General features: G+C 69.8%; 19 protein-coding genes. 11 read left to right on the top strand and 8 right to left on the bottom strand.

Translation table 11 applies throughout. From position 1 onward, the window contains the following. Positions 1 to 3: 3 nt before the first annotated feature. The 4 genes from AC1MLT_RS18430 to AC1MLT_RS18415 all read left to right on the top strand — a co-directional run bounded on the left by AC1MLT_RS18430 (position 4) and on the right by AC1MLT_RS18415 (position 5,129). On the top strand, positions 4 to 1,896 hold the full coding sequence (locus AC1MLT_RS18430) for a TRAP transporter large permease (protein ID WP_481035554.1): 1,893 nt from the start codon (positions 4 to 6) through the stop codon (positions 1,894 to 1,896). A gap of 61 nt (positions 1,897 to 1,957) precedes the next feature. Then, entirely contained in the window at positions 1,958 to 2,500 is a 543-nt protein-coding gene (locus AC1MLT_RS18425) for a VOC family protein (RefSeq protein ID WP_481035552.1), read from the top strand. An 11-nt stretch (positions 2,501 to 2,511) separates the two neighbouring features. Continuing rightward, complete coding sequence (locus AC1MLT_RS18420; RefSeq protein WP_481035550.1) at positions 2,512 to 3,774, top strand: ribulose-bisphosphate carboxylase large subunit family protein; 1,263 nt, start codon at positions 2,512 to 2,514, stop codon at positions 3,772 to 3,774. After that, entirely contained in the window at positions 3,771 to 5,129 is a 1,359-nt protein-coding gene (locus AC1MLT_RS18415) for a four-carbon acid sugar kinase family protein (protein ID WP_481035549.1), read from the top strand. The genes AC1MLT_RS18420 and AC1MLT_RS18415 overlap by 4 nt, the downstream gene beginning before the upstream one ends. A gap of 83 nt (positions 5,130 to 5,212) precedes the next feature. Here AC1MLT_RS18415 and AC1MLT_RS18410 read toward each other — a convergent pair whose 3' ends face one another. The 4 genes from AC1MLT_RS18410 to AC1MLT_RS18395 form a co-directional block, all read right to left on the bottom strand. After that, complete coding sequence (locus AC1MLT_RS18410; RefSeq protein WP_481035547.1) at positions 5,213 to 5,464, bottom strand: hypothetical protein; 252 nt, start codon at positions 5,462 to 5,464, stop codon at positions 5,213 to 5,215. Between the two features lie 14 nt (positions 5,465 to 5,478). Continuing rightward, a complete protein-coding gene (locus AC1MLT_RS18405; RefSeq protein ID WP_481035546.1) occupies positions 5,479 to 5,730 on the bottom strand; it encodes a hypothetical protein in 252 nt (83 codons plus the stop codon). A gap of 179 nt (positions 5,731 to 5,909) precedes the next feature. Next, positions 5,910 to 6,131, bottom strand: coding sequence for a hypothetical protein (locus AC1MLT_RS18400; RefSeq protein WP_481035545.1), 222 nt, complete (start codon positions 6,129 to 6,131; stop codon positions 5,910 to 5,912). 178 nt (positions 6,132 to 6,309) lie between these two features. Beyond that, positions 6,310 to 6,996: a GntR family transcriptional regulator gene (locus tag AC1MLT_RS18395; protein WP_481035544.1), complete on the bottom strand. Its 687-nt coding sequence runs from the start codon at positions 6,994 to 6,996 to the stop codon at positions 6,310 to 6,312. A gap of 239 nt (positions 6,997 to 7,235) precedes the next feature. Between AC1MLT_RS18395 and AC1MLT_RS18390 the strand changes: the two genes are divergently transcribed. The 6 genes from AC1MLT_RS18390 to AC1MLT_RS18365 all read left to right on the top strand — a co-directional run bounded on the left by AC1MLT_RS18390 (position 7,236) and on the right by AC1MLT_RS18365 (position 14,030). Then, positions 7,236 to 8,012: a DUF969 domain-containing protein gene (locus tag AC1MLT_RS18390; RefSeq protein ID WP_481035543.1), complete on the top strand. Its 777-nt coding sequence runs from the start codon at positions 7,236 to 7,238 to the stop codon at positions 8,010 to 8,012. A 1-nt stretch (position 8,013) separates the two neighbouring features. Beyond that, positions 8,014 to 8,973 carry a DUF979 domain-containing protein gene (locus tag AC1MLT_RS18385; protein WP_481035542.1) on the top strand — a complete coding sequence of 320 codons (960 nt, stop codon included), beginning with the start codon at positions 8,014 to 8,016 and terminating at the stop codon, positions 8,971 to 8,973. 130 nt (positions 8,974 to 9,103) lie between these two features. Further along, entirely contained in the window at positions 9,104 to 9,790 is a 687-nt protein-coding gene (pcp, locus tag AC1MLT_RS18380) for a pyroglutamyl-peptidase I (protein ID WP_481035541.1), read from the top strand. 48 nt (positions 9,791 to 9,838) lie between these two features. Further along, positions 9,839 to 10,624, top strand: coding sequence for a LamB/YcsF family protein (locus AC1MLT_RS18375; protein ID WP_481035540.1), 786 nt, complete (start codon positions 9,839 to 9,841; stop codon positions 10,622 to 10,624). After that, positions 10,624 to 12,276, top strand: coding sequence for a 5-oxoprolinase subunit B/C family protein (locus AC1MLT_RS18370; RefSeq protein ID WP_481035539.1), 1,653 nt, complete (start codon positions 10,624 to 10,626; stop codon positions 12,274 to 12,276). The genes AC1MLT_RS18375 and AC1MLT_RS18370 overlap by 1 nt, the downstream gene beginning before the upstream one ends. Continuing rightward, positions 12,273 to 14,030: an acetyl/propionyl/methylcrotonyl-CoA carboxylase subunit alpha gene (locus AC1MLT_RS18365; protein ID WP_481035538.1), complete on the top strand. Its 1,758-nt coding sequence runs from the start codon at positions 12,273 to 12,275 to the stop codon at positions 14,028 to 14,030. The genes AC1MLT_RS18370 and AC1MLT_RS18365 overlap by 4 nt, the downstream gene beginning before the upstream one ends. 33 nt (positions 14,031 to 14,063) lie before the next feature. On the opposite strand, the gene AC1MLT_RS18360 is transcribed toward AC1MLT_RS18365, so the two are convergent. The 4 genes from AC1MLT_RS18360 to AC1MLT_RS18345 form a co-directional block, all read right to left on the bottom strand. Next, positions 14,064 to 14,612: a hypothetical protein gene (locus AC1MLT_RS18360; RefSeq protein WP_481035536.1), complete on the bottom strand. Its 549-nt coding sequence runs from the start codon at positions 14,610 to 14,612 to the stop codon at positions 14,064 to 14,066. Beyond that, a complete protein-coding gene (locus tag AC1MLT_RS18355; RefSeq protein ID WP_481035535.1) occupies positions 14,609 to 14,893 on the bottom strand; it encodes a PAAR domain-containing protein in 285 nt (94 codons plus the stop codon). The genes AC1MLT_RS18360 and AC1MLT_RS18355 overlap by 4 nt, the downstream gene beginning before the upstream one ends. Further along, positions 14,890 to 16,341, bottom strand: coding sequence for a T6SS immunity protein Tli4 family protein (locus AC1MLT_RS18350; protein ID WP_481035534.1), 1,452 nt, complete (start codon positions 16,339 to 16,341; stop codon positions 14,890 to 14,892). Before AC1MLT_RS18350 ends, AC1MLT_RS18355 begins: the two co-directional genes overlap by 4 nt. A gap of 64 nt (positions 16,342 to 16,405) precedes the next feature. Beyond that, positions 16,406 to 17,656: a type VI secretion system Vgr family protein gene (locus tag AC1MLT_RS18345; protein WP_481035533.1), complete on the bottom strand. Its 1,251-nt coding sequence runs from the start codon at positions 17,654 to 17,656 to the stop codon at positions 16,406 to 16,408. 359 nt (positions 17,657 to 18,015) lie between these two features. Here AC1MLT_RS18345 and AC1MLT_RS18340 point away from each other — a divergent pair, with 359 nt between their 5' ends. After that, positions 18,016 to 18,648: a class I SAM-dependent methyltransferase gene (locus tag AC1MLT_RS18340; RefSeq protein WP_481035532.1), complete on the top strand. Its 633-nt coding sequence runs from the start codon at positions 18,016 to 18,018 to the stop codon at positions 18,646 to 18,648. Positions 18,649 to 18,713: the final 65 nt, after the last annotated feature.

Here is an 18,713-nt window from a genome sequence, read left to right as displayed (position 1 = left end):
CCGATGTCGCTCGCCACCGCTCCCGAGGCGCTCGTCCCCCCCGGCGCCGCGCCCGCCAACCCGTTCGCCGGTCTCGCCGCGCGCATCGACCGCCCGCTCGGGCTGCTCGTCGAGAGCCTGGCCGCCGCGCTGGTGCTGGCCGAGATCGTCGTGCTGTTCGCCGGCGTGCTGGCGCGCTATGTCTTCCACACGCCGCTGGTCTGGTCGGACGAACTGGCCTCGATCCTGTTCCTGTGGCTGTCGATGCTCGGCGCCGTGGTGGCCCTGCGGCGCGGCGAGCACATGCGCATGACCGCCGTGGTCGGCAAGGTCGGCCCGGCGGCGCGGCGCCTGCTGGAGGCGCTGGCCATCGCCGCCTCGCTGGCCTTCCTGGCGCTGGTGCTCTGGCCGGCCTACGAATACGCCGCCGACGAGGCCTTCATCGTCACGCCCGCGCTGGAGGTCAGCAATGCCTGGCGCGCGGCGGCCATCCCGGTCGGCGTGGCGTTGATGCTGGTGTTCGGCGCATTGCGGCTGGCGCGGCTGTCGAGCGGGCGCGAGATCGCGCTCACGCTCGGCGCCGTGGCGCTGGTGGTGGCCGCCTTCTGGCTCGCCCGGCCGGTCTTCGCCTCGCTCGGCAAGCTCAACCTGATCGTCTTCTTCCTGGTGGTGGTGGCGGTCAATGTCTTCTCCGGCGTGCCGATCGCGTTCTCCTTCGCCCTGGCGACCTTCGGCTACCTGGCGCTCACCACCTCGACGCCGATGGTGGTGATGGTCGGGCGCATGGACGAGGGCATGAGCCACCTCATCATGCTGGCGGTGCCGCTGTTCATCTTCCTGGGCGCACTGATCGAGATGACCGGCATGGCCAAGGCCATGATCCAGTTCCTGGCCAGCCTGCTGGGCCATGTGCGCGGCGGCCTGTCGTATGTGCTGATCGGCGCGATGTACCTGGTCTCGGGCATCTCCGGCTCCAAGATCGCCGACATGGCGGCCATCGCGCCGGTGCTGTTCCCGGAGATGAAGAAGCGTGGCGCGAAGCCCGGCGACCTGGTGGCGCTGCTGTCGGCCACCGGCGCGCAGACCGAGACCATCCCGCCGTCGATCGTGCTGATCACCATCGGCTCGGTCACCGGGGTGTCGATCGCGGCCCTGTTCACCGGCGGCATGGTGCCCGCGCTGGTGCTCGGCCTGTGCCTGTGCAGCGTGGTCTGGTGGCGCTATCGCAAGGAGGACCTGAGCGCCGTGATGCGCTTCTCGTGGGGGCAGATCGGCCGCTTCCTGCTGATCGCGCTGCCGGCCGTGCTGCTGCCCTTCGTGATCCGCGCGGCGGTGGTCGAGGGCGTGGCCACCGCCACCGAGGTCTCGACCATCGGCATCGTGTATTCGGTGCTCGCCGGGCTGCTGATCTACCGGCAGTTCGACTGGCGGCGGCTGCGGCCGATGCTGGTGGAGACGGCCTCGCTCTCCGGCGCCATCATGTTCATCGTCGGCTGCGCCACCGCCATGGCGTGGGGCCTGACGCAGTCGGGCTTCTCGACCGACCTGGCGCGCTGGATGGGCGCCATCCCGGGCGGCTCCTACGGCTTCCTCGCCATCTCCATCCTGGCCTTCATCGTGCTGGGCTGCGTACTGGAGGGCATCCCGGCGATCGTGCTGTTCGGCCCGCTGCTGTTCCCGATCGCCCAGGCGGCCGGCGTGCATCCGGTGCACTACGCCATGGTCGTGATCTTCGCCATGGGCATCGGCCTGTTCGCCCCGCCCATCGGCGTCGGCTACTACGGCGCCTGCGCCGTCGCCAAGGTCGATCCCAACGAGGGCATCCGCTACATCGGCGGCTACATGGTCGCGCTGCTGGTCGGCCTGGTGCTGGTCGCGGCGATCCCCTGGTTCTCGATCGGCTTCCTGGCCAAGTGACGCCGTCGACCGCGCCACCCCGCACCTCCCGCACTCCCACAACAACAACCGAAGAACCATCATGAGCCGCCATTTCGGAGAGATCCGCCAGCTGGGCTACGTCGTGCACGACATCGAGGCCGCCATGGCCTACTGGAGCGAGACCCTGGGCGTCGGGCCCTGGTACTACAACCCCCGGGTGCCGATCGTCAACTACGAGTACGACGGCCAGCATTACGAGCCGCACAACTCGGTGGCCCTGGCCAACTCGGGCTTCGTGCAGGTCGAGCTGATCCAGACGCGCAACGACGTGCCCTCCATGTACCGCGATTTCCTGCGCGCCGGCCGCACCGGGCTGCAGCACGTCGCCTACTGGACGCAGAACTACGACGCCGATGTCGAGCGCCTGCTGGCGCAGGGCTTCAAGCCCAAGATGAGCGGCGAGGTCGGCGCGCGCGGCCGCTTCATCTACTTCGACACGGAATACCACCCCGGCACGGTGATCGAGCTGTCGGAGGTCGCCGGACCCAAGGGCCGCATGTTCGACCTGATCCGCGAATCGTCGACGACCTGGGACGGCGTGACCGACCCGGTGCGTCCGTTCCCCGACCTGGGCGCACTGTGAGCGGCACCCCGATGGACCGCGTCCGCGCGAGCTACCTGATCGAGACCCCGGAGGCGCCGGAGAAGGTCGCCGAGATCATGGCCGGCGAGCAGTCGTGCGGCACCTTCGCCCGCGTCGAGGGCGAGACCGACGCCCTGCGCCGGCGCGCCCGCGCCACGGTCGAGTCGATCGTCGAGCTGGACGCGGCGGCGGCGCCGAGCCTGCCCAACGCGCGCCTGGAACGTCTGGGCGCGCGCGGGCCGTGGCGCCGCGCGCGCATCGAGCTGTCGTTCCCGGTCGCCAACATCGGCGCCAACCTGCCGACGCTGGCGGCCACCGTCGCCGGCAACCTCTACGACCTGGGCGAGGTCAGCGGCCTGCGGCTGGAGACCGTGCACGTGCCGGCCGCCTACCGCGCGCGCTTCGAGCTGCCGCGCCTGGGCATCGCCGGCACCCGCCGCGTCACCGGCGTGGCCACCGGCGCGCTGGTGGGCACCATCATCAAGCCCAATGTCGGCTTCTCGGCGACCGAGACCGCCGAGCTGGTGGCCCGCCTGTGCGCCGCCGGGGTCGACTTCATCAAGGACGACGAGGTCTGCGCCGACCCCGACCACGCCCCCCTGGCCGAGCGCGTGCCGGCCGTGATGGCGGCGGTGCGCGCGCACCAGGAACGCAGCGGCAGGCATGTGATGGTGGCCTTCAACATCACCGACGAGACCGATGCCATGAAGCGCCATGCCGACCTGGTCGAGCGCGAGGGCGGTTCCTGCGTGATGGCCAGCCTCAACTGGTGCGGCCACGCCGGCATCCAGACCTTGCGCCGTCACACGCCGCTGGCGCTGCATGGCCACCGCAACGGTTTCGGCGCGCTGTCGCGCCATCCCCTGCTGGGCATCTCGTTCCAGGCCTACCAGACGCTGTGGCGGCTCGCCGGCGTCGACCACATGCACGTGCATGGCCTGCAGGGCAAGTTCTCGCAACCCGACGAGGAGGTGATCGAGTCGGCGCGCGACTGCTTCACGCCGCTGGCCGAGGGCCTCGACGATCGCGTCATGCCGGCCTTCTCGTCCGGCCAGTGGGCCGGCACCGTGCCCGCGACCTGGGCCGCGATCGGCAACGACGACCTGCTGTTCATGTCCGGCGGCGGCATCCTGGCGCATCCGCAGGGCCCGGCCGCCGGCGTCACCAGCATCCGCCAGGCCTGGGCCGCCGCGCGTGCCGGCACGCCACTGGCCGAGGCGGCGCGCGGCGCGCCCGAGCTGGCATCGGCACTGGCTTTCTTCGACGGCCGATGAGCACGCCGAGGAGCGCGCCGATGGCCGGCCCCGGCATCGTCTTCTATGGCGACGACTTCACCGGCGCCACCGACACGCTGGCCACCGCCGCCCGTGCCGGCCTGCGCACGCTGCTGTTCCTGCGACCGCCGACCGCGGCGCGCATCGCCGCCGCCGGGCCGCTCGACTGCCTGGGCATCGCCGGCGCGGCGCGCTCGATGCCGCCCGACGAGATGCGCATCGAACTGGCGCCGGTGGCGGCCCTGTTCCGCCGGCTGGGCGCCCGCGTGCTGCACTACAAGACCTGCTCCACCTTCGACAGCGCGCCGGAGGTCGGCAGCATCGGCGTGGCGATCGAGACCCTGCAGGCGGCGGTCGACACATCCTGGGCCGCCATCGTCGGCGGCCAGCCGGACCTGGAGCGCTACTGCCTGTTCGGCCACCTGTTCGCGGCGGCCGGCAGCGGCGGCGCGGTGCATCGCATCGATCGCCATCCGACCATGAGCCGGCATCCGGTCACGCCGATGCACGAGTCCGACCTGCGGCGCCACCTGGCGGCGCAGGGACTGGCGGACGTGCGCTCGCTGCCCTATCCGGCCTATGCGGGTTCGCCGGGCACGGCGCCCGAGGGCGACGACGCGCTGCGGCGCGCGCTGTCGCCCAGGCCCGACGCGGTGCTGTTCGACGTCGGCGACAACACCCACCTGGCGGCCATCGAGGCCTTGCTGCGACCGGTCGTCGAAGTGGCCTCGCTGCTGGCGGTCGGGCCGAGCAGCGTGGTACAGGCCCTGGCGCCGCGCTACGCGCATGGCACGCCCGGCCACGCCACGGTGGCGCCGGCGCGTGGGCCGGTGTTCGCGTTGGCCGGCAGCCTGTCGCCGATCACGGCGCGGCAGGTCGCCGCCGCCCATTCCTTCGACAAGGTGTGGCTCGATCCGGCGCGGCTGATCGATGACGCCGGCGCGCGGATCGATGCCGGCGTCGACATCGCGTGGCGTCTGGCGCAGGGTCGCCATGTGCTGGCCTGCACCGTGCGGCCCGGAGCGGATTCCAGCCCGGGCTCGGCGCCCACGGCCGAGGCCGGCCTCTCGGCGCGCGCGCTGGCTCGCGTGGGTGGGGAGCTGCTGGCCCGCGTGCTGGCCGCCGTGCCGCTGTCGCGCGTGGGCATCGCTGGCGGCGACACCTCCAGCCATGCCGTGCAGGCGCTGGATGCCTGGGGACTGTCGTATGCAGCCCAGTTGGCGCCCGGCATCGCCCTGTGCCGGCTGCATGCCGATCACGACGCGCTCGACGGCCTGGAGATCGCGCTCAAGGGCGGACAGATGGGTGGTGAGGACTTCTTCGAGCGACTGGTGCGCGGCAACGCTTCGGCCTGAAAGGCGAGTTCGCTCGGAGCCGCGACGTCAGCCGCCTGGCCGCCTGGCCGCCCGCTACCGACCTCAGGTGCGGGCGCCGGACGTCAGGCGTCGCCGACGTTGACCGTCACCGTGCCGATGCCATCGCACATCGGACAACGCCCGCCGGTCTCCGAGCGGCCGGAACCGCCGCATTCCGGACATGGTCCCTTGGCGGTACCGGGCGTGCCGGGGGGCGATTCGTCGCCCGCGCTCACGGGCTGCGAATCGATCGCGGCGCCCGGATCCTCTTCGCCGGCGGCGGACTCCTTGGCGAGATCGGTCGAGGGGTGCTTGCTCTGCGGGGTGCTGGACATCGGGAGGTCTCCTGTCATTTGTTCGTGGGTGCGGGCGCGGGCGTGGACGCGGAACGCGGGAAGGTCGTCGCGCGCGCGCTGGCGGTGGATGGTCGCGTCGCCGGCGCGGCGGCCGGAGCCAGGGCCACGACGGCGGTTGCATCGGACGATGCCACGCGGTCGTCCGGCCCCGCCGCGACGCGCGAGACCAGGGCCATCGTGACCGGGATGAGGATGGCGCCGCAGACCGAAGTCATGCACAGACGACGATAGACGCTCTCGTTCATGGATCGGCCTCCTTGTGAAAGTCCCGAGCGTGTGAAGCGGACCGGCTCGAGGTTGTCAGGAATTGGCGCTATCTCTCGAACGCGCTTGGCGAAGCGCTCCGAAAGCCGCTCGCGGTGGACGCCGGCACGGGGCTGTCTCGCTGATGCGGGCCCGGTCTCGACGTGGCGCCATGGCCGCCTCACCAGGGACGCCAGCGTTCCTTGGTGGCCAGCACCGCCAGCGGGCGCAGCTCCTTGAGGTCGGCGGCGGCGGAGCTCGCCTCGCCGAAGCGGCGGCGCCAGGCCACCTCGTGCAGGTGCGCCGGCCCGTGCGCGCTCTTGTCGCCACGCAGGGCCCGCCGGCGCCATTCGCAGGCCAGGGCCCACAACTCGTCCCGGGACATTTGATCGATATCGCTCATGCGGTCGGCACTTCCAGATCTTCCGGCACCCCGGTCGTCGCGACCGGGTGCGCGGGGCTTGAACACGGTGGGGCCGCAGGCGGAACCGGCGCATCGACCGGTGCCTGCGTTGGCATCGATGATACTGGGGTTTCATACAGTTTCGACCGGGGAAGACCCGGTGCGTCGATGGGGACGCTCAGCCCTTCTGCGCCTCGCCGTCGATGTGCCGGGCGTAGACCGCCAGCACGATGCGCTCGGACTGCAGCAGGTAGTCGTTGAGCGTCGCCGCCGCCTGGGCGAAATCGCCGGCCTCGACCAGCCGCAGCAGGGTCGCGTTCATGTCGACATAGGGCGAGTGCAGCATCTCCGGATCGCGCAGCAGCCCGAAGGCCAGGCGCAGCTCGGCCAGCACGGAGGCGAACAGCTGGTTCAGGCGTTCGCTGTCGGCCAGCTCGACGATCGCCATGTGGAACTCCATGTTGGCGGTGCCGACGCCGACCCAGTCGCCCGCCGCGCGGCAGGCCAGCGCGCGATCGACCTGCGCGCGCATCTTCTTGTGCGCCGGATGGCAGGGGTAGGCCCCGGCCAGGGCCTGGCACTCGATCAGGCGCCGCACGCGGTAGATGTCGATGATGGCCGCGATGTCCGGCACCGAGACGAACACGCCGCGATTGAGCGCGTGCCGCACCAGTCCCTCCTTGATCAGCATGCGGAAGACCTCGCGCAGGGTGTTGCGCGAGATGCCGAGGCTGTCGCTCAACGCCTGCTCCGACAGACGCTGCCCGGGCGCGAACTCGCCGCGCGTGATCTTGTGGCGCAACTGCTCGGCGATGCGTTCGGCCAGGGTCTGCGGCAAGGGAGGAGGGGACGCGGGCAGGCTCATTCGGAGGGGGTGGCAAGGGGACGGGAGCGGGAGCGGAAATTCCGCCGGGAGGCGCAAGGGTTGTAGCAGAGGGCCGCCGACGCACCCGGATGGGCTCAACGAGCTACGGGTTATCACCTAAGAACTGGCATGCGACTTGCGAGCAATTCTGGCCGGATTGTTCAACAATCAAAACACGCTGACTCACCAATCCAAAACGCCGGTCGAGTCGTTCAGGAATCCCAACCGGAGTGCCTTTCGTGCCCACTGCCATCAATCTCTGGCCCCTGATCGGGGTCGCCGTCATCATCGCGGGCTTCGTGCTGCGCTTCAATCCGATGCTGGTCGTCGTCGTGACGGCGATCGTCACGGCCTTCGCGGCCAACTTCCCGGTCGATCGCATCCTCGCGGCCATCGGCACCGGCTTCATCAAGACGCGCAACCTGCCGCTGATCATCCTGCTGCCACTGGCCGTCATCGGCCTGCTGGAGCGCCACGGCCTGCGCCAGCATGCGCAGCGCTGGATCAGCGGCATTCGCTCGGCCACGGTCGGCCGGCTGCTGATCGTCTACCTGGGCGCACGGCAGCTGACGGCGGCCATCGGCCTGACCAGCCTGGGCGGTCACCCGCAGATGGTGCGGCCGCTGCTCGCGCCGATGGCCGAGGGCGCCGCCGAGGCGCGCCATGGCCGGCTCACCGACAAGGTGCGCTACAAGCTGCGCGCCTTCGCCGCCGCGACCGACAACGTCGGCCTGTTCTTCGGCGAGGACATCTTCGTGGCCTTCGGCGCCATCGTGCTCATGACCACCTTCCTGCGCGAGGCCGGCATCGACATCGAGCCGATCCACGTCGCGCTGTGGGGCATCCCGACGGCGATCTGCGCCTTCGTCATCCACGCCTGGCGCCTGTGGCTGCTGGACCGCTCCCTGGCACGCGACCTGCAGGAGGGCGGCCCGGCGACGCTGAACGCCGATGCCGCGCCTGCCGACCTCCCGGCGACCGCCGCCGCCACGATCACCGCCCACAAGGGAGCCTGACATGACGCTCTCCATCGTCCACCTCTACTATCTCGTCGGCGCGATCCTCGCGATCACCGCCCTCATGACGCTGGCCGACCGCCAGCACACGCGGCGCTATTCCAGCGCCTTCTTCTGGGGCCTGTATTCGCTGGTGTTCCTGGTCGGCGACCTGGTGCCGCCGGTGTGGGTCGGCGTCGGCGTGGTCGTCATGGCGCTGATCGCGGCCTTCGGCGGCGTGGGCATCGGCGGCCACGTCGCCCGCACGCCGCAGCAGTACCTCGACAGCGCGAAGCGCCTGGGCAACAAGCTCTTCATCCCGGCGCTGGCCATCCCGGTGGTCACCATGATCGGCACGCTGACGGCCAAGTACCTGGTGTTCGGCGGCACGCCGTTGCTCGACCCGCGCAACACCACGCTGGTCAGCCTGGGCATCGGCTGCGTGGTGGCGCTGGCGCTGGCCTGCAAGCTGACGCACGAGACGCCGGTGCAGGGCATCCGCGAATCGCGGCGCCTGACCGATGCGCTGGGCTGGGCCCTGGTGCTGCCGCAGATGCTGGGCATGCTGGGCCTCGTGTTCTCCGATGCCGGCGTCGGCAAGGCCGTCGCGCACATCACCACCAGCTACATCAACATGGACGTGCGCTTCTTCGCCGTCGCGGTGTATGTGATCGGCATGGCGCTGTTCACCATCGTCATGGGCAACGGCTTCGCGGCCTTCCCGGTGATGACCGGCGGCGTCGGCGTGCCGGTGCTGGTGGGCATGTACCACGGCGACCCGGCCGTGATGGCGGCGATCGGCATGCTGTCGGGCTACTGCGGCACGCTGCTCACGCCCATGGCGGCCAACTTCAACATCGTGCCGGCCGCGCTGCTGGAGCTGCCCGACAAGAACGCCGTGATCCGCGCCCAGATCCCGACGGCGCTGACCCTGCTGCTGTGCAACGTGTTCCTGCTCAACTTCCTGATGTTCAGAGGATGACGTACACCCTCAGGCTTCGCGCACGTCGTGTCGCTGCGCCAACCCCCTTGCAGGGGGCGACACCGGTGGGCCGGCAAAGCCGGTTCCACGGTGTTCTCGAACCCTTCCACGCGCCAAGGAAAGCACTGAAATGAGAGCCAACCGCAACCTTCCCGCCATCTCCCTCCACCGCGTGCTGGTCACGGGCTTCGAGCCCTTCGAGCAGGACACGGTCAACCCCTCATGGGAGGTGGCGCGGGCGCTGCATGGCGCCGTGATCGAGGGCGCCGAGGTGCATGCGGTGCAGCTGCCCTGCGTCTTCGGGCGCGCCATCGAGCGGCTCGACCAGGCCTTGGCCGACGTCCAGCCGACACTGGTGATCGGCCTCGGCCTGGCCGGCGGCCGCGCCGAATGGACGCCCGAGCGCGTCGCCATCAATGTCGACGATGCCCGCATCCCCGACAACGCCGGCGGCCAGCCGATCGACGCGCCGGTGGTGATGGATGCGCCGGCGGCGTATTTCTCGACCCTGCCGATCAAGGCCATCGTGCATGCGCTGCGCGATGCCGGCGTGCCGGCCTCGGTCTCGCAGACGGCCGGCACCTTCGTCTGCAACCACGTGTTCTATGCCCTGATGCACCGGCTGGCGACCGTGCCGGCGCTGGCCGCCGCGCGCGGCGGCTTCGTCCACGTGCCATTGCTGCCGGCGCAGGCGGCCCGGCATCCGGGCCAGCCCAGCATGGCGCTGGCGACCCAGGTCGAGGCCCTGCGCGTGGCGCTGCGCACCGCGCTGGTGGTCGGTGCCGACCTGCGCGAGACCGGCGGCAAGTTGCACTGAGCGAGTCCGACCATGTCCTCCAACCCGTCCCCACAGGACCGAACGACCATGAAGATGGACCTCAACAGCGACCTCGGCGAGAGCCTGGGCGCCTGGCGCATGGGCGACGACGCCGCCATGCTCGACATCGTCAGCAGCGCCAACGTGGCCTGCGGCTTCCACGCCGGCGACGCCGCCGGCATCCTGCGCACCCTGGCCGATGCCCGGGCGCGCGGCGTCGCCATCGGCGCCCATGTCAGCTATCCCGACCTGGCCGGCTTCGGCCGTCGCGCCATGGATGTCGCCAGCGCGGACCTGGTGGCCGACGTCATCTACCAGATCGGCGCGCTGCAGGGCCTGGCCCGGGCGGCCGGCACGCGGGTCGGCTATGTCAAGCCGCACGGCGCCCTCTACAACACCATCGCGCACGATGCGCGGCAGGCCGACGACGTGATCGCCGGCATCCGCGCCATCGACCCCGACCTGGTGCTGGTCGGCCTGGCCGGCTCGCCGCTGCTGGACCGCGCGCGCGCCGCCGGCCTGTGCGTGGTGGCCGAGGCCTTCGCCGACCGCGCCTACCAGCCCGATGGCGCGCTGGTGTCGCGCCGCGAGCCGGGCGCCGTGCTGCACGATGCCGACGTGGTCGCGGCCCGCATGCTGCGCCTGGCGACCGAGGGCGTGGTCACCGCCATCGACGGCAGCACGGTGCATCTGCGGGCCGACTCGATCTGCGTGCATGGCGACAGCCCCGGCGCGGTCGAGATGGCGCGCCGGGTGCGCGCGGCGCTGGAGGGCGCCGGCGTCGAGGTGACGTCCTTCGTGGATGCGCCGATGCGCGCGGAGGTCGTGGCGTGATGCGCTTCCTGCCCGTCAACCTCGACATGCTGATGGTCGAGCTCGACGACCTGCCGCAGACCCTGGCGCTGCTGGCCTCGCTGCATGCCGATCCGATCGATGGCATCGAGGAGATCGTGCCGGCCGCGCGCACGCTGCTGATCCGCTTCCGCCCGGCGCGCGTGGCACCGGCCGCGCTGCGCGCGCGCATCGGCGCGCGCCGCGTCGATGCCGTGGTCGAGCGCGACGCCACCCTGGTCGAGATCCCGGTCGACTACGACGGCGAGGACCTCGACGACGTCGCCCGCATGCTGGGCATCACGCGCGAGGAGGTCGTGCGCCGCCACACCGGCAGCGACTACACGGTCGCCTTCACCGGCTTCGCGCCGGGCTTCGCCTACCTCACCGGTGGCGACGCGAGCCTGAACGTGCCGCGCCGCACCACGCCGCGCACCCGCATCCCGGCCGGCGCGGTCGGCCTGGCCGGCGCCTTCAGCGGCGTCTATCCGCAGGCCAGCCCGGGCGGCTGGCAGATCATCGGCATCACCGCCGTGCCGATGTGGGACCTGGCGCGCGAGGTGCCGGCATTGCTGCAGCCGGGCTTCCGGGTCCGCTTCGTCGACCGGGCGGCGATGGATGCCGGCGCGCGCGCCACGGCGGCCGCCACGACGCCGGCCGTGCCCGCGACCCCGGCCCCGCCATCGGCGGCCACCGGCGCGGCGCTGGAGATCCTCGCCACCGGCGTGCAGGCGCTGTTCCAGGACACCGGCCGCCACGGGCAGGCCGGGCAGGGCGTCTCGGCCTCCGGCGCCATGGACCGGGCCTCGCTGCGCGCGGCCAACCGGCTGGTCGGCAATGCCGGCGATGCCGCCGCCATCGAGATCGCCAACGGCGGCTTCGAACTGCGCTGCCGGGGCGATGCCGTGGTGGCCGTCACCGGCGCCGATGCCCCGCTGCGACTGACGACGGCCGATGGCCACCCGGTGCCGGCGCGCGGCTGGGAGCCGATCGCGCTGTGCGATGGCGACCGGCTGGCGCTGGGCGACCCACGCGCTGGCATCCGGTCCTACCTCGCCGTGCGCGGTGGCTTCGACATCGCGCCGGTGCTGGGCAGCCATGCCACCGACACCTTGGCCCGCGTCGGTCCGCCGGCCATCGCCGTGGGCGACCGGCTGCCGATCGGCGCGGTCGCGCGCGGCGCCATCGTCGGCGCGCCCGAGCTGCCGCCGGCCGATCTGCCATCGACGACCGAGGTGGTCGAGCTCGATGTCGTCATGGGTCCGCGCACCGACTGGTTCACGCCCGAGGCCGTCGCGCTGCTGGCCGGCCAGGTCTGGCGCGTGACGCCGCAGTCCAACCGGGTCGGCCTGCGCCTGGCCGGCGAGGTCTCGCTGGCGCGCGCCATCACCGGCGAACTGCCGAGCGAGGGCACGGCACTGGGCGCATTGCAGGTGCCGCCGAGCGGCCAGCCGGTGCTGTTCCTGGCCGACCATCCGCTGACCGGCGGCTATCCGGTGATCGCCTGCGTGGCGACGCACCACCTCGACCGCGCCGGCCAGATCCCGATCGGCGCCGGCGTGCGCTTCCGCCCGATCCAGCCCTTCGCCGAGTCCTTCGCCGCGCCGGTGCCGGCGCCTTCCTCCGCCTCCGTTCCTTCCTCCGAGTCGCCATGAAAAAAGTCCTGATCGCCAACCGTGGCGAGATCGCCGTGCGCATCGCGCGCGCCTGCGCCGACCACGGCGCGCAGTCGGTCGCCGTCTACGCCGATGCCGACATCGACGCCCTGCACACGCGCCTGGCCGACGAGGCCTACGGGCTCGACGGCAGCCGCCCGGCCGACACCTACCTGAACATCGGGAAGCTGCTGGCCATCGCCGCGCGCTGCGGCGCCGACGCGGTGCATCCGGGCTATGGCTTCCTGTCCGAGAACGCCGGCTTCGCGCGCGCCGTCATCGACGCCGGATTGATCTGGGTCGGCCCGCCGCCGGCGGCGATCGACGCGCTCGGCGACAAGGTGCAGGCGCGCCGGATCGCCCTGGAGGTCGGCGCGCCCCTGGTCGCCGGCACGCCGGGACCGGTCTCTGGGGCCGACGAGGTCGTCGCCTTCGCCGAGACGCATGGCCTGCCGATCGCCATCAAGGCGGCCTTCGGCGGCGGCGGGCGCGGGCTCAAGGTCGCCTGGCGCCTGGACGAGGTGGCCGACCTCTACGAGTCGGCGGTGCGCGAGGCGGTCACCGCCTTCGGCCGCGGCGAATGCTTCGTCGAGCAGTTCCTCGACCGGCCGCGCCACATCGAGGCCCAGGTCATCGCCGACACCCATGGCCGGGTCGTGGTGCTGGGCACGCGCGACTGCTCGCTGCAGCGGCGCAACCAGAAGCTGGTGGAGGAGGCGCCCGCGCCGTTCCTGACCGATGCCCAGCGCGAGCGTATCCACCAGGCGGCGCACGACATCTGCGCCCGGGCCGGCTATGTCGGCGCCGGCACGGTCGAGTTCCTGCTGAGCCCCTCGGGCGCGATCTCGTTCCTGGAGGTCAACACGCGATTGCAGGTCGAGCATCCGGTGACCGAGGAGACGGCCGGCATCGACCTGGTGGTCGAGCAGCTGCGCGTGGCAGACGGCCTGCCGCTGTCGATCACCGAGACGCCGGTGCCGCGCGGCCATGCCTTCGAGTTCCGCATCAATGCCGAGGACGTGGGGCGCGGCTTCCTGCCGGCGCCGGGCATGGTGCGCGTGTTCGACGCGCCCTCGGGGCCGGGCGTGCGCGTGGACACCGGGGTGGTGTCGGGTTCGACCGTGCCGGGCACCTTCGATTCGCTGATGGCCAAGCTGATCGTCACCGGCCGCACGCGCGCCGAGGCCATCGCGCGGGCGCGCCGGGCGCTGCGCGAGTTCCGCATCGAGGGCGTGGCATCGGTGCTGCCGTTCCATCGCGCGGTGATGGCGCATGCCGACTTCACGAGCGCCGAGGCCGCCGCCTTCGCGGTCCACACGCGCTGGATCGAAACCGACTTCGCCGCCACGCTGGCCGCCAGCGTCCGCGCCGAGCCGGCGGCGGCTGCCGAGGCGGCGCTGGTGCGTACCGCGATCGAGATCGACGGCCGGCGGCGCTCGATCGGACTGCCGGCCGAATTGCTGCGCGGCTTGTCGGCGGCCGGTGGCGTTGGCGCCGCGCCGGCGCCGGCCGAGCCGGTCGTCGCCGTCGATCCCGCGACCGTCGCCGCGCCGATCGCCGGAACGGTCCAGGCCTGGAAGGCGGCCGATGGCGAGCGGGTGGCCGAGGGCGATGTCATCGCCACGATGGAGGCGATGAAGATGGAGATGCAGGTGACGGCGCACCGGGCGGGGCGCCTGTCGCACAGCGCCGCGCAGGGCGCCTACGTGGCGGCCGGGACGGCCATCGGCCGCATCGAGGCCGACGGCCAGTGATGGCGGGTCGGCGCGCGTGGCGCGCCGATCCATTCAAGCGGTCGGAGCGTTCGCGAGCGGGGTGCCATAGATCGTCATCACCTGGGTGCGCTTGTCCGTGCGGTAACCCACCTTCTTCGCATGGATCTCGATGATCTTGCCCGTTGCATCGGTCACGAAGGAGAGCGTGCCGCCGCCGCAGAAGTAGAACGTGTGCGATATCGTCTGAAACACCTTGTTGATCCGCAGGTCGCTGACCGTGCGCAGGTCATGGATCTCGATGCGATCGACCGCGGGATGAGAGATCTCCTGACTGCCGTCGGGACGTGTGATCCAGGTACTGCCATCCACACCATGGACCGTGGCACCCTCCGCCTCGTTCACGATCACGCCATGTGGCGTCACGAGCACATGCGCGGGTTCGCCCGGTTTCACACTGCCCACCCGGATCGGTTCGTCCGCGTCATCGACACCGGCTCGCAAGAGTGCATCCATCAGGAGTTGCGCGGCGTGCGCCTCCTTCGGCGTGCCGGTGGACCTGAGCTTCGACAAGCTGGCGTACCACCGCATGCGCGCCCAGATCTTCGAGAGACGGAATCTCATCGGTCGATCTCCTCGCAGCGCGACATCGCCGCCGACGTCAAGGTGGCGCCGCAAGCCGTCGACGTGCCTTCGAAGGCCAGCGTCCTGCCGTTCTCCGTGGCGGCGCCCGGCGTCGGCAGGATGGCGTAGTCGCCCTTGCATCGGGGGCAGCGCGTCATGTCGCCCTCACTGGCCACGGCGATGCCGTGCAGCACGTAGCGCGAAGTGGCGGTGATCACCCGGCCACCATGGGTGGTCGCGTCGCCCAGGCGGATGGCGACCTTGCCGCTGGCGTCGATCATGCGCTTGAGCCCTGATTCACCCAGGACCACGTGATGTCGGCGTTGTCGGCATCGGCGGTTTGCGGGAACATGAACCTGGCGAACATCGTGGGCATGGGGTCGCCGGCGCGAACGTTCTTGAAGCGGCCGTGGTAGATGGCCAGGTTGCGCGCGGCGGGATGGGTGTCGGGCAGGCTCGCGGCCCACACGCCGGATCGCGGGCAGACCTCGCCGACCCTGGTCTGCGGCACCAGTGCGCCCGTCTTGCCATCGATGCGGTTGCCGCCATTGGCTGGCGACAGGCGCATGGTCGTGAGCAGGGTGTCCCAGATGGCGAGCACCTGGTTTTCATCCAGGGGGGAAGTCTTCTCTTCCATGGAGCTGCCGGCTTCGAAATCGAAGTTGAAGAACGGACGCAACATGCTCTGCTGATCTTTGGCCAGCGCAGTCTCGGCGAAGAACTGGAAGATCACCTTGCCACCCAACGTATGCATGGCATGGCCGTACTCACGTCCCGGCATGCCATTGATCCGCGGTGTCGCATGGCGAAGCACGACCAATTGCCCTCCCTCGGCCGCCAACAGCGCCCTCAGTCCTGGGGATTGCCTGCTCACCCGTTGGAAGAGGTTTTCTCGTTCTTCCGAATGTCCGGCGTACTGGCCCTGCATGTTGAGGGTCAGCCTGACATCTGGAAGCACCTCCTTGTCCGCATTCGAATGAAAGAACGCTGTCTCGATGTCATAGCCCATGGTCTTGTGGTTGAGTACCACACCGGCCACGCAGAAGCCTTCGGGGGCCTTGGTGGCATCGGTGTAGTCCTGGATGTTCATGGCCACGTTGCGCAGGCGATCCTCTGCGGGCTTGGGGTCGATGTAGGTGTACATCGGCTTTTCATTGGTCGCGATGGGTTCGGGCTTCGGAGTGCGGTTCGACTCAGTCTTGAGCAATGTGTATCGACTGCCCACCAGCATGTGCAGTTCCTGGTTGATTCTTGACTCAACGTCGCCTGTGTCCAAGTACCGGAGCATCAACGCCCTGCCATATCGTGTGTTGATGATTTCCTGTGCCAACAGCTTGGATGTACCCCAGTCGTTGGTGCGTCTTTTCAGGTCATCAAGCCGCGCCTGAACTTCTGTCTCGAACCGGGGCCGGGTGTAGTCCGGGTCCTTGACGTCCATCTCCACCTTGTCGAAATCCGTGTCCAGGCCATAGAGCAGGTCGACGTCGTCGGAGCCCAGCCGGCCGAGTTCCACAGGCACGTCGATGAGGTATCGCCCCACGCATTGGGTTTGGGTCTTGCCGGACAAGGTGATCATGGGTTGCGGACGGTAGAAGTGAACAGCGAGGACGCCATAGGCCCAGAAGCCGATGAGCGCCAGAACGAGGGACAAGGCGACGGTGCGCGCACGCTGGCCCCATGTGCCGAAGGCGAAGCAGGCACGTAGATGCAATAGAAGCTGGTTCGTCATGCCGCCTGCGCTTTGCCGGGCAGAGTCAAGGGCGCGGTGATCTTGTTGATGGCGTAGACCGTCATCAGCCCTGATTCACCCAGGACCACGTGATGTCGGCGTTGTCGGCATCGGCGGTTTGCGGGAACATGAACCTGGCGAACATCGTGGGCATGGGGTCGCCGGCGCGAACGTTCCTGAAGCGGCCGTGGTAGATGGCCAGGTTGCGCGCGGCGGGATGGGTGTCGGGCAGGCTCGCGGCCCACACGCCGGATCGCGGGCAGACCTCGCCGACCCTGGTCTGCGGCACCAGTGCGCCCGTCTTGCCGTCGATGCGGTTGCCGCCGTTGGCTGGCGACAGGCGCATGGTCGTGAGCAGGGTGTCCGATCCCGCGCGGGGCTGGCTGTAGTCGCTGCCACCCACGCCTGCCTTGGCGCCGCGCCACGCATAGATTTCGCTGTCCGCATGACCGGTGGGGCGAGGGTCCCTGGCGCTCGCTTCCAGGGTCGCCCTGGGGCGGGTGTAGTCATGGTCGCGCGTGGCATAGGCCCCGCTGGTGATACGACCCGTGGGGCTGAAGCCGTGGATGTATTCCCGATCGATCTTGTGGCCCAGCGGGTAGTAGGGGATGTCGTGACAGGCACCGGGACCCTCGCCCTGATCCTGGGAGGCTGCCTGGAAGGCGCCGTTGTGATCACTCCAGACCAGGCGGTGCACACCGGCGGTGTGCTCGAAGTGGTAGTTGATTCCCCACTCCTGCATCAGGCGGGTGATGAATTCGAAATTGGTTTCGTTGTACTGGACGCAATAGTCCCGTGGCGGATAGGTCTCGATCAGGCGTTTGTCGGATGCGAAGTTGTAACCCGCCAGGACCGCTTCGATGACTTCCACCGGCGTCTTGTCCTGGAAGACCTTGCAGTCGGTGGTGAGGGTGGCCAGATACAGCCATGGGCGAATCTCGAGTTCGTAGATGGCGTGGCGGTGGTCTTCGGTGCAGAAGCGGGCGGCGGTGATCAGGCCGGAGATTTCGCGCACACCGGCTCCTTGATGACTCGCGCCCAGTCCGCCGGGCATGCCCGCCTGGAAGCTGCCCATGCCTTCGAGTTCGATGCTGCAGGTGATCTCGCGCCCGATGAAGTCGTCCAACCTGAAGTTGCTGCCGATGCCACTGAACTGCAGAGCGTCGGGCGTCTGCAGTGCGAGGGTGTAGTGGAAGAGGCTGTTGATGCCTTCACGGCCCTGCAACTTCAGCGGCACGAGGGCCGGCGCGCCCGACACCTCAGGGATCGCCGCGCTTCGCACGGTCAGCGCGCGGGAGGCTTTGAAGATGGTCATCTGTGTTTCCGAAGGAAGCCCGTGCGGCGGAAAAGCTCGAATTCGCTGTTACATAAGTTCACAAAATCTTGCGCAATCAGAAAGATTTCTGGCATACTCATAAAGTACTTGTTCTGTACTTTTTCATTCAGGAAGACCGCCAATGATAGGCGATGCGTCCGCTCGTCGGGCGGCACGCGCGTGTTCCTGGCCGACCGAACTCGAAGGGTCTCAGATCCGCGCATTCACGGAAGTGCCCATCACGAGGGCTGATCCCGCCCGGCCACGGTGATCCATGGGTGTTCGCGTCATGTCGTGCCGCGGCCGAGCGCTGCTTCGCATCCAGGCGCGGATCGCAGCTCGCCGGGTAGCATCGGGCAATGCCCTCCGTTGACCCCGCCACCTTCGATGAGTCGTACTACGAACGCTATTACTTCGACAAGAAGACCCGGGTCGCCGACCGCCAGCATGTGGAGCGGCTCGGCGACTTCGTCGGCTCGTACCTGAAGTATCTGCGCGTGCCCGTGCGGCGGGTGCTGGATGTCGGTTGCGGCATCGGCCTGTGGCGCGACATCGTCGCCCGGCATTTCCCCAAAGCGAGCTACCACGGCGTGGAGGTGAGCGACTACCTGTGCCGCCGCTACGGCTGGGAGCGCGGCTCGGTGGTGGACTACGCGGCGCGCGAGCCCTTCGACCTGGTGATCTGCCAGGGCGTGCTGGCCTATCTCGATCCGTTGGAGCTCAAGCAGGCCCTGCGCAACCTCGGCCACCTGAGCCGGGGTGCCCTCTATGTCGAGGCCGTCACCCTGGAGGACTACGAGAACGACATCGTGGACGAGGACCTCACCGATCCGCTGCTGTTCCGGCATTCCGACGACACCTACCGGCGCGGCCTGCGCAGGAGGTTCCGGGACGTGGGCGGTGGCGTGTGGCTCAGCCGCCAGGCCGACGTGCCGCTGTTCTCGCTGGAGTGCGCGACCGAGTCGCCGGTCAGGGTGGCGTCGCGGGACTGAGGTGGCGCGAGCCGCGCCGTAGGCTGGCTCCTACCCACGCGCCGGCGGACGCATGGCATCATTTT

This window comes from Variovorax sp. PEI5 (assembly GCF_056679935.1).
The sequence above is the reverse complement of the archived record's forward strand: the minus strand, read 5'-3'. Positions and strand labels throughout refer to the sequence as shown.